General features: G+C 58.0%; 13 protein-coding genes. 6 read left to right on the plus strand and 7 right to left on the minus strand.

Features of this window, described 5'->3' with window-relative positions:
* Window positions 1-50: 50 nt before the first annotated feature.
* Window positions 51-1,055, minus strand: coding sequence for an LLM class flavin-dependent oxidoreductase (locus ACP7A4_RS07260; RefSeq protein WP_059765738.1), 1,005 nt, complete (start codon window positions 1,053-1,055; stop codon window positions 51-53).
* A 216-nt stretch (window positions 1,056-1,271) separates the two neighbouring features.
* Here ACP7A4_RS07260 and ACP7A4_RS07265 point away from each other — a divergent pair, with 216 nt between their 5' ends.
* Both ACP7A4_RS07265 and ACP7A4_RS07270 read left to right on the plus strand, forming a co-directional pair.
* Entirely contained in the window at window positions 1,272-1,703 is a 432-nt protein-coding gene (locus ACP7A4_RS07265) for an OsmC family protein (protein WP_059765740.1), read from the plus strand.
* Between the two features lie 158 nt (window positions 1,704-1,861).
* Window positions 1,862-2,095, plus strand: coding sequence for a DUF1161 domain-containing protein (locus tag ACP7A4_RS07270; RefSeq protein ID WP_048363943.1), 234 nt, complete (start codon window positions 1,862-1,864; stop codon window positions 2,093-2,095).
* A 3-nt stretch (window positions 2,096-2,098) separates the two neighbouring features.
* On the opposite strand, the gene ACP7A4_RS07275 is transcribed toward ACP7A4_RS07270, so the two are convergent.
* The gene (locus ACP7A4_RS07275; RefSeq protein ID WP_203302042.1) at window positions 2,099-2,515 is read right to left on the minus strand and encodes a hypothetical protein; all 417 of its coding nucleotides are present in this window, start codon (window positions 2,513-2,515) and stop codon (window positions 2,099-2,101) included.
* A gap of 111 nt (window positions 2,516-2,626) precedes the next feature.
* Between ACP7A4_RS07275 and ACP7A4_RS07280 the strand changes: the two genes are divergently transcribed.
* Complete coding sequence (locus tag ACP7A4_RS07280; RefSeq protein WP_426246192.1) at window positions 2,627-3,688, plus strand: aminopeptidase; 1,062 nt, start codon at window positions 2,627-2,629, stop codon at window positions 3,686-3,688.
* A gap of 4 nt (window positions 3,689-3,692) precedes the next feature.
* Here the strand turns inward: ACP7A4_RS07280 and ACP7A4_RS07285 are convergent, their stop codons facing one another.
* The gene (locus ACP7A4_RS07285) at window positions 3,693-4,334 is read right to left on the minus strand and encodes a dual specificity protein phosphatase family protein (protein ID WP_426246194.1); all 642 of its coding nucleotides are present in this window, start codon (window positions 4,332-4,334) and stop codon (window positions 3,693-3,695) included.
* A gap of 300 nt (window positions 4,335-4,634) precedes the next feature.
* Here ACP7A4_RS07285 and ACP7A4_RS07290 point away from each other — a divergent pair, with 300 nt between their 5' ends.
* The 3 genes from ACP7A4_RS07290 to ACP7A4_RS07300 are packed head-to-tail and all read left to right on the plus strand — an operon-like array spanning window position 4,635 to window position 8,440.
* Window positions 4,635-5,381 (plus strand): gluconate 2-dehydrogenase subunit 3 family protein, encoded by a 747-nt coding sequence (locus ACP7A4_RS07290; protein ID WP_059765749.1) that lies wholly within the window; start codon window positions 4,635-4,637, stop codon window positions 5,379-5,381.
* A 2-nt stretch (window positions 5,382-5,383) separates the two neighbouring features.
* The gene (locus ACP7A4_RS07295; RefSeq protein WP_426246197.1) at window positions 5,384-7,168 is read left to right on the plus strand and encodes a GMC family oxidoreductase; all 1,785 of its coding nucleotides are present in this window, start codon (window positions 5,384-5,386) and stop codon (window positions 7,166-7,168) included.
* 12 nt (window positions 7,169-7,180) lie between these two features.
* Entirely contained in the window at window positions 7,181-8,440 is a 1,260-nt protein-coding gene (locus ACP7A4_RS07300; RefSeq protein WP_203302044.1) for a c-type cytochrome, read from the plus strand.
* Window positions 8,441-8,478: 38 nt separating this feature from the next.
* Here the strand turns inward: ACP7A4_RS07300 and ACP7A4_RS07305 are convergent, their stop codons facing one another.
* The 4 genes from ACP7A4_RS07305 to ACP7A4_RS07320 all read right to left on the minus strand — a co-directional run bounded on the left by ACP7A4_RS07305 (window position 8,479) and on the right by ACP7A4_RS07320 (window position 14,599).
* Complete coding sequence (locus tag ACP7A4_RS07305) at window positions 8,479-9,219, minus strand: SDR family oxidoreductase (protein WP_059765756.1); 741 nt, start codon at window positions 9,217-9,219, stop codon at window positions 8,479-8,481.
* Window positions 9,220-9,384: 165 nt separating this feature from the next.
* Window positions 9,385-12,447, minus strand: coding sequence for an efflux RND transporter permease subunit (locus tag ACP7A4_RS07310; protein WP_059765758.1), 3,063 nt, complete (start codon window positions 12,445-12,447; stop codon window positions 9,385-9,387).
* Complete coding sequence (locus ACP7A4_RS07315) at window positions 12,444-13,511, minus strand: efflux RND transporter periplasmic adaptor subunit (RefSeq protein WP_059765760.1); 1,068 nt, start codon at window positions 13,509-13,511, stop codon at window positions 12,444-12,446. Before ACP7A4_RS07315 ends, ACP7A4_RS07310 begins: the two co-directional genes overlap by 4 nt.
* Window positions 13,508-14,599 (minus strand): efflux RND transporter periplasmic adaptor subunit, encoded by a 1,092-nt coding sequence (locus tag ACP7A4_RS07320; RefSeq protein ID WP_426246199.1) that lies wholly within the window; start codon window positions 14,597-14,599, stop codon window positions 13,508-13,510. The genes ACP7A4_RS07315 and ACP7A4_RS07320 overlap by 4 nt, the downstream gene beginning before the upstream one ends.
* Window positions 14,600-14,778 lie beyond the last annotated feature (179 nt).

Genomic DNA, 14,778 nt, shown 5'->3' on the forward strand with positions numbered 1-14,778 from the left:
GGTGGTAAATAGTTATCGCTTGAAGGACGAGCTATAAAAACCAGCCGCGTTTAACCCTGCTTCATGACCTGCGCCAGCAATTCATAAGAATGAATGCGGTCGGCGTGCTCATAGAGATCAGAGGTAAAAATCAGTTCATCCGCTCCCGTCTGCTCAATCAGAACGGCCAGTTTGGCGCGGATTTTTTCAGGGCTACCGACCATGGCCAAACCGAGAAAACTCATCACCGCGTCTTTCTCATGGGGCAGCCATAGGCCGTCCATCGTATCGACGGGCGCACGCTGCACCAGACTTTGCCCACGCATCAACGCCAGAATGCGCTGATACACCGACGTCGCCAGATACTGCGCCTGCTCATCCGTGTCAGCGGCCACTAAGGGTACGCCGAGCATCACGTAGGGTTTATCGAGTACGGCTGAAGGTTTGAAGTGATTGCGGTAAACGCGGATAGCCTCGTGCATCAGGCGGGGCGCGAAATGTGAGGCGAACGCGTAAGGCAAGCCGCGCTCACCTGCCAGTTGCGCACTGAACAAACTGGAACCGAGCAACCAGACCGGCACATTGGTCCCAGTGCCAGGCATGGCAATCACGCGCTGATCCGGGGTGCGGGGGCCTAAATAACGCACCAGCTCGGCCACATCTTCGGGGAAGTCATCGGCGCTTCCCGACCGTTCCCGGCGCAGTGCGCGCGCCGTCATTTGGTCGGAACCCGGCGCACGCCCCAGACCGAGGTCGATTCTGCCCGGATAGAGACTTTCAAGGGTGCCAAATTGTTCAGCAATGACCAGCGGCGCATGGTTGGGCAGCATGACGCCGCCCGACCCAACACGAATGGTCGACGTACCGCCCGCCAGATAGCCAATCAGCACCGAAGTGGCCGAGCTGGCGATGCCGTCCATGTTGTGGTGTTCAGCCACCCAAAAACGGTTGTAGCCGAACTTTTCAACATGCTGCGCCAGATCCAGCGAATTGCGCAGCGCTTGCGCAGGGCTGCCACCTTCACGCACAGGCACCAGGTCAAGGGTCGAGAATTTGATGTCGGACAGGGTTGTCATCAGCCAGCTACTCCTAGTGGGACGCAGGCCAAGACGCTCGCCAAAACCTGCCAGTGTTCTTTGCAATATGGGCATATACCCGAGTTTCAATAGCAACCTATGAAATGAGCCACTAAAAAAGACGATTGGTCTGACAGGATGAACTTTGTGCCGCCGACTACCCTCACAACTCTACATAAGGCGTGAAACCTTCACGCCGCTCTTCAGGAGGCACGCATGAGTATTAAAAAGACAGCATCGGCTCATTGGGCAGGCGATCTTAAAACCGGCATCGGCTCCATCTCCACTGAAACCGGCGTATTGCGTGACGCGCCTTACGGCTTCAAGGCCCGATTTGAAGGCGGCAAAGGCACCAACCCGGAGGAACTGATCGGCGCCGCCCATGCCGGCTGTTTCTCGATGGCTTTGTCAATGATTCTTGGCGATGCCGGCCTCACAGCCGACAGCATCGACACCACGGCCGAAGTCACACTGGATCAAGTCGAGGGTGGGTTTGCCATCACTGCCGTGCATTTGGTGCTCAAAGCCAAAGTGCCGGGCGCCACCCAGGAAAAATTCGCCGAATTGACCACCAAGGCTAAAGAAGGCTGCCCGGTGTCGAAGGTTCTCAACGCAAAAATCACCCTCGACGCAACCTTGCTGAGCTGATTGGACATGGCGCCATCGGCCCGCCTGCTAGGGCACGGGCCGATGACGACATGGCTTGCGATGCCTTGGATCAGTCATAGATGTTGCCAAATGTGATCGAATGAGCCGCATTGGCGTCAACCTATGACGTTGCATTTTGCTATCAAGGGAGTCTCACCATGAAACGTATTGCTCTGGCTGTCATCTGTAGCGCCTTGGCCACTTCCGTATGGGCAGCACCCAAGCCTTGCGAAGAATTGAAAGCGGAGATCGAGGCCAAGATCCAGGCCAACAATGTGCCCTCTTACACGCTTGAAATCGTGAGCAATGAAGAGGTCCACGATCAGAACATGGTGGTCGGGACCTGCGAAAACGGCACCAAAAAAATCATCTACCAAAAGAACGACAATTGATCGCTACGGCAAGCAGTTGACCAGCCGCTCTTGTGCCAACACCTTGCCCTCGGCGCTGTAGAGCCGGGCGTAGGCGTTGAACCCCAAAGAGCGCGCTTGCAAACGGTAGCGCTGGCCAGGCTGGAAGTCGGCGTAATTGAGCGTGATGTAGCACAGCCGTTCTTGTGGGTTACTGAACTGGCTCATCCCCCCGATAAACACCTCGTAATCAAAGCGCACCATCAGCTCATGGCTACCCGGTGAAACCTGAAAATAGCGGCCGTCGGTCATGCGTTGATGATCCAGGCGTTCAGCCATCACCAGCCTGCCGGTTTGCGTTTCGAGGTCAACCCACGCCAGGCTCGGGTCCGGCTTGGGCAGTGGCGTACTGACACACGCACTCAGCAGGCAAGCCATCCCCAGCAACAAATACGTGCGCATAGTCATTTTCCATAAGGGATTGAAGTGCCAGCATAGCGCCGATCCGCAATGCTGTGGCGTGCAGCCCTGCTCAGGCGCTAGGCTTGCGGCAGTCTTCTTCTGGATTGTTGTATGACACCACTTGCTCGCCGTGCGCTGACCCTCGTTGTACTGGCCTTACTCAATGGCTGCTCCAGCCTGGGCTACTACTCGCAACTGGCCAGCGGCCAACTGCACGTTTTGCAGGCCCGCGAACCGGTGGCCAAGGTGATCGCAGACCCGCAACGCCCTGCGGCCCTGCGTCAGCAACTGGTCAAAGCCCAGGCAGCGCGCACCTTTGCCAGTCAACACTTGCACCTGCCAGACAACCCGAGCTATCGCGTGTACGCCGACCTCAAACGGCCCTATGTGGTGTGGAACGTGTTCGCCACGCCGCCGTTTTCACTCAACCCCGTGACCCATTGCTTCCCGATTGCCGGGTGCGTGGCCTACCGTGGTTATTACTCCGTGGGCGGCGCGCGGGGAGAAGCCGCCCTGCAAAACCAACAAGGCATGGACGTATTTGTGGGGGGCGTTGAAGCGTACTCAACGCTGGGCTGGTTTGATGACCCCATCCTCAACACCATGCTCAGTTGGGGCGATGAGCGCCTTGCCAGCGTGATATTTCACGAACTGGCGCACCAGCGTTTTTATGTCAAAGACGACACTGAATTCAACGAGTCCTTCGCCACCTTCGTCGAGCAAGAGGGCACCCGCCAATGGCGTGCCCGGCAAGGCTTGCCTTCGCCAGATATGCGCGCAGTGCAGCAACGTGATCAATTCATTGGCCTGGTGCTGCAAACCCGACAACGTTTGCAGCAGCTTTACGCTCAGCCATTAACAGCCCCGCAGATGCGCCAACGTAAAGCTGAAGAATTTGAGCGAATGCGCGAAGCCTACCGTCAGTTACGTGATCAGCAGTGGGGGGGTAACACGCGCTTTGACGCGTGGGTCTATGCCCCTATGAATAACGCCAAGTTGCTGCCTTTCGGCCTTTACGACCAGTGGGTGTCAGGCTTCGCAGCCTTGTTTAAAAACAGTGATGGCGACTGGCAAACGTTTTATCACGCGGTTGAACAGCTGGCGAAACTGCCCGCTGAGCAGCGTAAAGCCACGTTGCGCCAGCTGGCAGCCGCCCAATCTGCAACGTCCTGAAGCCTCACGCCTTTCCCGGCTTTAACCAATTCATGACCACGCACGAAGCAAACGGGCTGGTGCTGCAAGCACCGCTGCTCAAAGCAGAACGCAGTTTGGGAATGTCGGCGCTCATCATGTAGTTGGCCCCGTCCTTGTAATGCGAGTTGTCTCCAAAGCCGCCTTGCGTCATTTCTTTGAGAGCGTCTTCCTTGCTCCAGTCCTGCACCACCACCCGGTACATCGCCGACATCAAACCTGTGCGGTCAGCGCCATGCTTGCAGTGCATCAACACCGGGCCCTGTGCCTGGGCCGTTTGAATCGCCCGTAAAGCCGCCAACACGTCTTGGTCGTCCACATGGTTGGTGCGATAAGGCAACTGCACTTGATTGACGCCGGGGGTTTTCAACCAGGTGCTATCAGCCTCGGGCAAGAAATTGATCACGGTCGCAATCTGCAACGTTTCCAACAGGGGCTGGGCAGCGCTGTCGGGCAATGCGCTGCGGTACAGCGTGGGAGACATTTGATACAGGTTGTACTGCGTGGCAACGGGTTGCGCCCATTGTTGCGGCCGTAGCACCGGACTTTCATCCGCCTGAGCCTGTGGCTGTGCTCCAAGCACCAGGAAGGTCAGGCACAACGCAGGGAAAATCCGTTTTTTCGCCATATCAGTTCGACCGTTTTTATAGGGATCAGGGAAAGTACGGCGAGCGTGCGTTAAACCGGATAAAAACTCTGTGAGCCATTTGTCAAAAAATCGTCATGACGCAAACACTTAAAAGCAATTGGCCATGGGTGCGGCAAAATTACGCACGAAACGGTTCATCAAGGCGAATGGCCTGTTAGAATTTGTAACCAATTTTTGCCTGCGTGTTTTTTTTAGGTTGTTTTCGACCCCGTACCGCCTGCCAAAACGAGAAGCTGCCCATGAGCAGCTGTAATCCGTGACTGCCTGATGAGGTGCCTCATGTCTGAGCAAGACAACCCGCGGCGTGAGTTTCTGCGCAAAACCCTGACCCTGATTCCTGTTGTAACGGTGGCCAGCACCAGCCTTGGCGGCTCTGTGCTCATGGCCACCGCCAACGCTGACGCACAGACCGCTTCGCCGGCTGAGGGCCGCACGCCGGCGCCCGGCAAAGCCTATGAACCGACATATTTCACCGCTGAAGAATGGGCGTTTGTGAATGCTGCCGTGGCGCGTTTGATCCCGGCCGACGAACAAGGTCCCGGTGCTCTGGAAGCAGGCGTGCCGGAATACATCGACCGCCAAATGAACACACCTTATGCCAGCGGCGCGCTGTGGTTCATGCAAGGCCCGTTCAATGCTGACGCCCCTGCCGAGATGGGCTGGCAGAGCAAACTGGTGCCCAACCAGATTTATCGCCTGGGCATTGCCGCTACGGATGAGCACTGCAAAAAGGTACATGGTTCAGTATTTGCTGGCCTAGACAGCGCTACCCGAGACGAAGTACTCAAACAGCTGGAAGCAGGCGCCCCGCAATTCGAGAGTGTCCCGGCCAAGATGTTCTTCAGCTTTTTGCTGCAAAACACCAAAGAAGGCTTTTTCTGCGACCCGATTCACGGGGGCAACAAAGGCATGGTCGGCTGGACCTTGATCGGCTTTCCCGGCGCGCGCGCTGATTTCATGGACTGGGTTGAACGCAACGAACCGTACCCCTTCCCGGCAGTCTCCATTCGCGGCGAGAGGGCTTGAGCATGACCACCGTAATGAAAAAAGTTGATGCAGTTATCGTCGGTTTCGGCTGGACCGGCGCGATCATGGCCAAAGAGCTGACCGAAGCAGGACTGAACGTTGTCGCCCTTGAACGCGGCCCGATGCAGGACACTTACCCGGATGGCAACTACCCGCAAGTAATCGACGAACTCACTTACAGCGTTCGCAAAAAACTCTTTCAAGACGTATCGAAAGAAACTGTCACCATCCGCCACAGCGTGAATGACGTCGCTTTGCCTAATCGCCAGTTGGGTGCCTTCCTCCCCGGCAACGGTGTGGGCGGGGCGGGTTTGCATTGGTCGGGGGTGCACTTTCGTGTCGACCCGATTGAGTTGCGCATGCGCAGCCATTACGAAGAGCGTTACGGCAAACACTTTATCCCCAAGGACATGACCATCCAGGACTTCGGCGTGAGCTATGAAGAGCTGGAGCCGTTCTTCGATTACGCCGAAAAAGTGTTCGGCACCTCGGGTCAGGCATGGACGGTAAACGGTCAATTGGTCGGCGAAGGCAAAGGCGGCAACCCGTATGCGCCGGATCGCTCGCATCATTTCCCGCTGGAGTCGCAGAAAAACAACGTTTCTGCACAGCTGTTTCAGAAGGCCGCCAACGAGGTGGGCTACAAGCCCTACAACCTGCCTTCAGCCAACACTTCCGGGCCGTATACCAACCCCTACGGCGCGCAGATGGGGCCGTGCAACTTCTGTGGTTTTTGCAGCGGCTACGTCTGCTACATGTATTCCAAAGCATCGCCCAACGTAAACATCCTGCCTGCGCTCAAGCAGGTGCCTAATTTTGAGCTGCGCCCCAATGCCCACGTGATTCGCGTGAACCTGGACAGCACCAAGACCAAAGCCACGGGCGTGACGTACATCGACGCATTGGGCCGCGAAATCGAGCAGCCTGCCGACCTGGTGATTTTGGGTGCGTTCCAGTTCCATAACGTGCGTTTGATGCTGCTCTCCGGGATCGGCAAACCCTACGACCCGATTACCAATGAAGGGGTGGTGGGCCGTAACTTTGCCTACCAGAACATGGGCACGATCAAGGCGTACTTCGACAAAGACGTGCACACCAACAACTTCATCGGCGCTGGCGGTAATGGCGTGGCCATCGATGACTTCAACGCCGATAACTTCGATCACGGCCCCCACGGTTTTGTGGGCGGCTCGCCGATGTGGGTCAACCAGGCAGGTAGCCGCCCGATTGCGGGTACGTCCAACCCGCCCGGCACCCCGGCGTGGGGCAGCGCCTGGAAAAAGGCCACCGCCGATTACTACACGCATCAGGTATCAATGGACGCTCACGGTGCGCATCAGTCTTACCGTGGTAACTACCTTGATCTCGATCCGGTTTACCGCGACGCCTACGGCCAGCCACTGCTGCGCATGACGTTCGACTGGCAAGAAAACGACATCAAAATGAACCGTTTCATGATGGAAAAGATGGGCAAGATCGCCGAAGCGATGAACCCGAAAGCCATCGCCTTGATCGGTAAAAAAGTCGGTGACCATTTCAACACGGCGTCCTACCAGACCACTCACCTCAACGGTGGCGCAATCATGGGCACCGACCCCAAAACCAGTGCCCTGAACCGCTACTTGCAGAGTTGGGATGTGCATAACGTGTTTGTGCCAGGCGCCTCGGCGTTCCCACAAGGTTTGGGCTACAACCCGACAGGTTTGGTGGCTGCATTGACGTACTGGTCAGCCCGGGCGATTCGTGAGCAGTACCTGAAAAACCCCGGCCCACTGGTTCAGGCATAAGGAGCGATGACCATGAAAACATTTGTTATCGCGATCTTGGCCCTGTTGGGCAGCACTGCGGCAATGGCCGCCCAAGACAGCTCGCATGCACTGATCCAGCAAGGTGAATACCTGGCGCGCGCCGGTGACTGCGTGGCCTGCCACACCGCAAAGGGGGGCAAGCCATTCGCCGGAGGCCTGGCGATGGAAACCCCGATTGGCCTTATTTACTCGACTAACATCACGCCCGATAAAAGCGGTATCGGCGATTACAGCTTTGAAGACTTCGACAAAGCCGTGCGTCATGGCATCGCTAAAAACGGCAGCACGTTGTACCCGGCGATGCCTTATCCGTCCTACGCGCGGGTCAATCAGGCTGACATGCAAGCGCTGTATGCCTACTTCATGAACGGTGTTAAACCCGTCGCGCAAGAGAATCAGGCCGTGGATATTCCATGGCCGATGAGCATGCGCTGGCCGCTGGCCATGTGGCGCTGGATGTTTGCGCCTGCGGTTGAAGATTTCACACCCGTGGCCCAGCAAGACCCTGTGGTCAGCCGCGGTGCGTATCTGGTGGAGGGCCTTGGCCACTGCGGCGCATGCCACACGCCACGCGCACTGACTATGCAGGAAAAAGCCCTGAGCGCTACCGATGGCAGCACCTTCCTGTCTGGCAGTGCCCCCCTGGAAAGCTGGATCGCGAAGAACCTGCGCGGCGATCATAAAGATGGCCTGGGCAGTTGGAACGAAGCGCAACTGGTGCAGTTCCTGAAAACCGGTCGCAGTGATCGCAGTGCAGTTTTCGGCGGCATGAGTGACGTGATCGTGCACAGCATGCAGTACATGTCTGAAGCTGACTTGACCGCTATCGCACGCTACTTGAAGTCATTGCCTGCTGTTGACTCAGCTGACAAGCCGCATCAGTACGATCCGGCCGTGGCAGATGCCTTGTGGAACGGTGACGACAGCAAACGCGGCGCAGCGGTGTATATCGATAACTGTGCGGCGTGCCATCGCACTGACGGTAACGGCTACACCCGTGTATTCCCGGCCTTGGCCGGCAATCCTGTGTTGCAGTCTGAAGACCCGACCTCCTTGATTCATATCGTGCTCAAGGGCGCAACATTACCGGCAACGCACACGGCGCCTTCGACCTTCACCATGCCGGCTTTTGACTGGCGCTTGTCAGATCAGGAAGTGGCGGATGTGGTGAATTTCATTCGCACCAGTTGGGGCAACCAGGCGGGTGAAGTCAAGGCGACGGATGTGAAGGGTTTACGCTCGGACAAGTGACGCGCAAACCCTGACCCCCTTCGCTACCCGCTGACTGCTTAGACCAACCCGCCATTCGCTCGCAGCACTTGCCCGTTGACCCAGTCAGCGGCAGTGCTGACCAGAAATGAGACGATGCGGGCGATGTCTTGCGGCTGGCCCAAGCGCTCCAGCGGCGGCATTTTAGCGAATGCCTGGATTTGCTCCTCGGTCTTGCCCTGCAAGAACAGCTGCGTGGCCACTGGTCCCGGTGCAATGGCGTTGACCGTGATCTGCCGTCCGCGCAGCTCTTTGGCAAACACCTGGGTCAGTGATTCGACGGCAGCCTTGCTCGCGATGTACACCGCATAACCCGGCAGGTTCATGCCCACGGTGCTGCTCGAAAAATTCACAATGCGTCCCCCGCTGTTCAGCCGCGTAGCCGCCTCACGCAGGGTATTAAACGTGCCTTTGGTGTTGATATTGAAAGTCTGGTCGTACAGCTCGTCGCTGTGTTGTGCCAACGGCATCACGGTGAGCATGCCCGCGTTGTTGATCAGCACATCCACCTTGCCCAGTTGCTGCTCGGTTTCAGTGAACAGGCGCGCCACGTCAGCGGCGTTGGCGACGTCTGCCTGCACAGCCATCGCTTTATGCCCGGCCTGGCGCAACTCAACCACCAGCGCAGACGCTTCGCGGGCGCTGCTGGCGTAGTTGATGGCGACGGCAAACCCTTCGCTGGCCAGTTGCCTGGCAATGACGGCACCGATGCCGCGCGAGGCGCCGGTGATGATGGCAACGCGCGTGTGTGTAGTGGTCATGGCAACACTCCAGAGTGGAAAAGGTGTGCTGCTAGATTCACAGATCGGTCAGCGCGGATAAAGCCTCATAAATTGATACCAGTATTCTGAAATTCTAAACAATCCAGCGGTGTAGCCCTGCTTGCTCGCGACAAATCCTCGCAAGCAAGCAGGCGCGGGCACAGATTATTTAGCCACCGGGCTTGGCTCCTTCGATTCTTTGATTTTGTACCAGGCCACATACAGCGCAGGCAGGAACAGCAACGTCAGCAAGGTTGCCGATATGATGCCGCCGATCATGGCGTAGGCCATCGGCCCCCAAAATACTTCGCGCGCGATAGGGATCATGCCCAGACTGGCAGCGGCTGCCGTGAGCAAGATCGGCCTGCGACGGTGCTCGGTGGCCTGTACCACGGCATGCCAAGGGTCGTAGCCATCGCGTTCGAACTGATCGATTTGGGTGACCAGGATCACCGAGTTACGAATGATGATGCCCACCAGCGCCAGGATTCCCAGGATGGCCACAAAGCCCATCGGCGTGCCGGTTGGCACCAGCGCCAACACCACGCCGATCAGGCCCAACGGCGCCACACTGGCCACCAAAAACATCTTCTGCACGCTCTGCAACTGGATCATCAAGAAGGTCGCCATCAAAAACAGCATCAACGGCACCACTCTGGCGATCGGGCCTTGTGCCTTGGCGCTTTCCTCCACCGTACCGCCGGTTTGCAGCGTATATCCGTGCGGCAAGTTGGCCGCGAACTTCTCGATCTCGGGTTTGAGATCCGCGACCAGATCGGTGGGTTGCAGGCTGCCGCGCACCGAAGCTTTGAGTGTCAGGGTCGGAATGCGGTCACGGCTCCAGATCAACGGTTGCTCCAGTTCGTAGCGCACTGACGCAAAAGCCAACAATGGGATGGATGTCCCGCTCGGGGTGGTGATTTGCAGGTTGAGCAAGGTTTCAGGGCTGCCGCGTTCGCTGCCCACCGCCCGGCCCACGATGTTGATCAGGTAGATGTTGTCTTTGACCTGGCTGACGGCCGCACCCGTGACAATGCTGTTCATCACGTGAGCCACATCTTCGGACGACAAACCGTATTGGCGTGCTTTGTCTTGCGCGATATCGATGCGCAACACTTTGCCCGGTTCGTTCCAGTTGAAGTTGATTTCACCGACATTTGGATTGGCGTCCAGCACCGTGGCCAGATCAATCGCCTGCTTGCGCACTTGGTCAATGTTGGGGCCGCTGACGCGGTATTGCAGCGGTTGCCCCACCGGCGGCCCCAGCTCAAGGGTATGCACGAATGTGCCCACACCGACAAAGTCATCACGCAGGCGTTTGTTCAAGCGCTCCATCAAGGCATCGCGATTTTCCAGGCCGGTGCTGACGATGACCAACTGTGCAAAGAACGGGTTTTGCAGTTGTTGGTCCAGCGGCAAGTAAAAGCGAATGGCCCCTTCGCCGATGTAACTGCTCCAACGCACGATGTCCGGGTCGCCCTTGAGGGTTTGCTCGAACCGTTGGGTGACTTTTAAGGTCTCCTCGATGGATGCGTTTTGTGGCAGGTTCAAATCCACCAGAATTTCGGGGCGGTCCGAGGACGGAAAGAACTGGTTTTGCACCAGTCCCAAGCCAAACACCGAGAGCACAAACATCAGTACCGTGGCACCAATGGTCATCCAGCGATGACGCATGCACCACAGCAAACCGGTGTCGAAGGCATGGGCCAGTCGTCCCGGTTTTTCTGGTTTGGGTTTGACCTTGGTGCTCAGGATATGCACGCCCAGCACCGGCGCAAACAGCACGGCCACCACCCACGACACCAGCATCGCCACGGCAATCACTGCGAACAGGGTGAAGGTGTATTCCCCCGCCGAGCTGTTGTTGAGGCCGATGGGGACGAAGCCTGCGACGGTCACCAGGGTGCCGGTGAGCATGGGGAAGGCCGTGGAATGGTAAGCGAATGTCGCTGCCTCCTCTTTGCTTTCGCCCATTTCGAGTCGTGTGATCATGACCTCCACCGTGATCATGGCGTCATCCACCAATAACCCCAGCGCGATGATCAGCGCACCCAGCGACACGCGCTGCATGGCGATACCCGCAAACTCCATGAACACAAACACCAGCGCCAGCACCAGCGGGATCGAGATGGCGACGACCAGACCCGCGCGCAAACCGAGGCTGATGAAACTCACCCCCAGCACGATGATGACCGCTTCAAACAGCGCGCTGGTGAAGCCACCCACGGCCACTTCAACCACCTGCGCCTGATCGGACACCATGTGCACATCCACGCCCACCGGCAGCTCGGCGGTGAGTTCGTCGATGCGTTGATGCAGTTGTTTGCCGAACGCTTGAATGTTGCCGCCATCGTTCATGGCAATCGCCAGACCGATAGCCGGTTTACCGTTGTAATGGAACATGGGTGAGGCCGGGTCGACGTAGCCGCGAGTGATTTCGGCAACATCCGCCAGTCGATAAAAACGGTCGTTGACCCGCAGGTTGACGGCCTCAAGGTCTTCGGTGGTTTGGAACTGGCCCGAGGTGCGCACCGACATGCGCTCCGGCCCCGCTTCGATCACCCCGGCCGGGGTGACGGCGTTTTGCGCTTGCAGGCTTTCGAGCACGTGTTGCTGGTCGAGGCCCAGGGCGGCCAGCTTACGGGTGGAGAAGTTCAGATAGAACGTTTCGTCCTGCTCACCAATGGTCGTCACCTTGCCGCGATTGGGCACGTCACGAATGCCGGTGCGCACATGTTCCACGTAATCGCGCAATTGGCGCATGGTAAAGCCGTCGCCGGTGAAGGCATAGATCGTGCCGTACACGTCTCCGAATTCATCGTCGAACCCCGGGCCTTGAATGCCCTGGGGGAAATCGCCACGAATGTCATCGATCTTCTTGCGAACCTGATACCAGATCTGCGGGATGGCCTTGGCGTTTGTGGTGTCCTTGAGGAACACAAACACCGTGGATTCGCCTGGGCGGGTGTAGCTTTGCACGTAGTCGAGCGAGTCGAGTTCTTCGAGTTTTTTCTCGATGCGGTCGGTGACCTGAAGCCGGGTCTCATCGACCGTGGCACCCGGCCAGCGCGTCTGGATCACCATGGTTTTGATCGCGAAACTCGGGTCTTCGGCACGCCCCAGGTTCATGTACGAAAAAATCCCGGCGAGCACAGACACAAACATCAAATACCAGACAAACGACTGATGCTTCAGGGCCCACTCAGACAGGTTGAACTTCCCATTCATTGCGAGCTTTCCTTATCGAGTCTGACTTTCTGCCCGGGGGTGAGGCTGTTCACGCCGGCAATGACTACTTTGTCGCCTGCCTTGAGGCCACCGCTCAGCAGTGCATTGCGGGTATCGCGACTGAGCACGGTCACATCCTGCGGGCTGACGCTTTGCGTCTGCGTGTCAATGACCCACACGCGGGTTTTGCCATCGACGTCCTGTAACGCGGTGACGGGCAACTCGAAGTGCTCGGCAATCGGGGTGCTCACGGTCACGCTCACGGAGCTGCCCAAACGAAACGCGGGAGGGGTTTGGTCCAGTGTCAGCCGTGTACGACGGGTACGGGTGGCACTGTCGGCTTGCGGGGCGATTTCACGCACGCGAGCTGTGGTTTTGACATTGGGATCAAGCTGCCCCGCGACCTGAAATTCAATGCCTTTGGGCAGCGCTTCAGCCAAAGGACCGGGCAGGTCGATCACCGCTTCCTTGATTTCGGGCCGTGCCAGCGTCACCACCTCTTCGCCGATGCTGACCACTTGGCCTGCTTCGGCTTTCCAGTCGGTAATGACCGCGTCATGGTCGGCGCGCAGGTTGCAGTAACTGAGTTGGTCTTGCGCCTGATTCACCGCAGCGACGGCCTGCTGCATCGAGGCAGCAGTGGTTTTGAGGTCAGCCTGAGCGGTGTCCAGTTGTGCTTGCGCGCCGACACCGCGGTCGAACAGTTCTTGCTGGCGGCGGGCGTTAGCCTGTGCGTTGATCAACTGTGCCTGCACTTTGGCCAAGTCGCCTTGGGCTGCGCGCAATTGGTTTTGCTGATCGGTCGGGTCCAGGTTAGCCAGGATATCCCCCTGTTTAACCACTGCGCCCACGTCGTAGAAGCGGCGCACGATGCGCCCCGGTACGCGGAAGCCCAAGGTGCTCTCGTAGCGGGCTTCGATATTGCCGGCAAAACGCCCAAGGTGCTCTGACCGTTCGGGCTGCACCACCACGTATAAGGCGGGGCGTACCGCTTGCGGGGGTTTTTCTTCAGAGCAGCCGACCAGCAGCGCGGCAGCGAACGGCACTATCCACAAACGCTTCATAGTTGGGCGCCCCCGTTAGGCATAGGCGCAATTTCGACCTGCATGCCGGGGTTGAGCAGTTGCCCGCCTGCGACCACCACGTTCTCTCCGTCCTTGAGGCCTTCACTGATGATCACGCTACCGGTCAGATAACGCCCGACCTTGACCCGCTTCAGGTACACGCTGTTTTTGTCGTCAACCAGCCAGACGGCAGGCTCACTGACGTCTTTGGTCAGTGCCGACCAGGGCAGTTCGATGCTGCGGCTGGTGGCAGGCGTGAGGTTAACGCTCACGATAGCGCCCAGATCCATGCCCTTGGGCAGCGCCTCCAGCTGCACTTTGATTTGCAGCGTGCCGCTTTGCGCTGCCACCGTTGGGGTGATTTCGCGGATCTTGCCGTTGACCTTGATCTGCGGATCACTCAGCAGCGTGACCTGCACCGTCGGGTCTTTGGGGGGTTCGATAAACAATGACTCGTAGACGTTAAACACCGCATCACGAGCACCGTCGCGGGCCAAGGTGAATATCGGCATGGTGGCCTGCACCACTTGCCCGACTTCGGCCTGGCGCGCAGTAATAACGCCCGGCGCTTCGGCTTCGAGGTTGCTGTAACTCAGTTGTTCACGGGCATTGGCCAATTGCGCTTGCGCGGCCGCTAACGCGCTTTGTGCGCTGCGTTGCGCAGCATTGGCCGCGTCGTATTCGCTTTGGCTGGTATAGCCTTTAGGCAGCAGTTTTTGCTGACGAATAAACGCGGCACGGGTTTGGACCACTTGCGCCTGCTGGGCATTGACGCTGGCCTGAGCGCTAGCAACCTGGATTTTCAAGTCTTTGGGGTCCAGACGCGCCAACACCTGATTGGCCTGAATGTGATCACCCACATCCACCGAGCGCTCGATGATTTTGCCGCCGACGCGAAATGAAAGTTGGGTTTCGACCCGCGCCTGTATGTCTCCGCTGAGCTGAATGGGCGGGGCAAACTCGCGTGTGCTGACTTGCTGCACATACACCCGTGGCGACAAAGGCTCTTGGGGGGCCTCTTTGCCGCACGCGGTGAGTAGCACCAACAGGCTCATGCCCAATACAACCTGACTTCGTGGACCAGCCATGCAGGCTCCTTTGCGTGATGCTGATTTAGCTGACGATACGACTGACAGCGTAGAACAGGGTTCAGTGTCTGTGGGACTCTGTGTACGAAACATCTGTAGTGATTGCCGAAGGCTGCGATATAAACACACAGCAGCCTCAGGCGGCGACTGGGTCCATAATGTCCGCATGTTTCCAGGAG

It is taken from the genome of Pseudomonas sp. TWR3-1-1, assembly GCF_049896545.1.
Lineage (GTDB): Bacteria > Pseudomonadota > Gammaproteobacteria > Pseudomonadales > Pseudomonadaceae > Aquipseudomonas > Aquipseudomonas weihenstephanensis.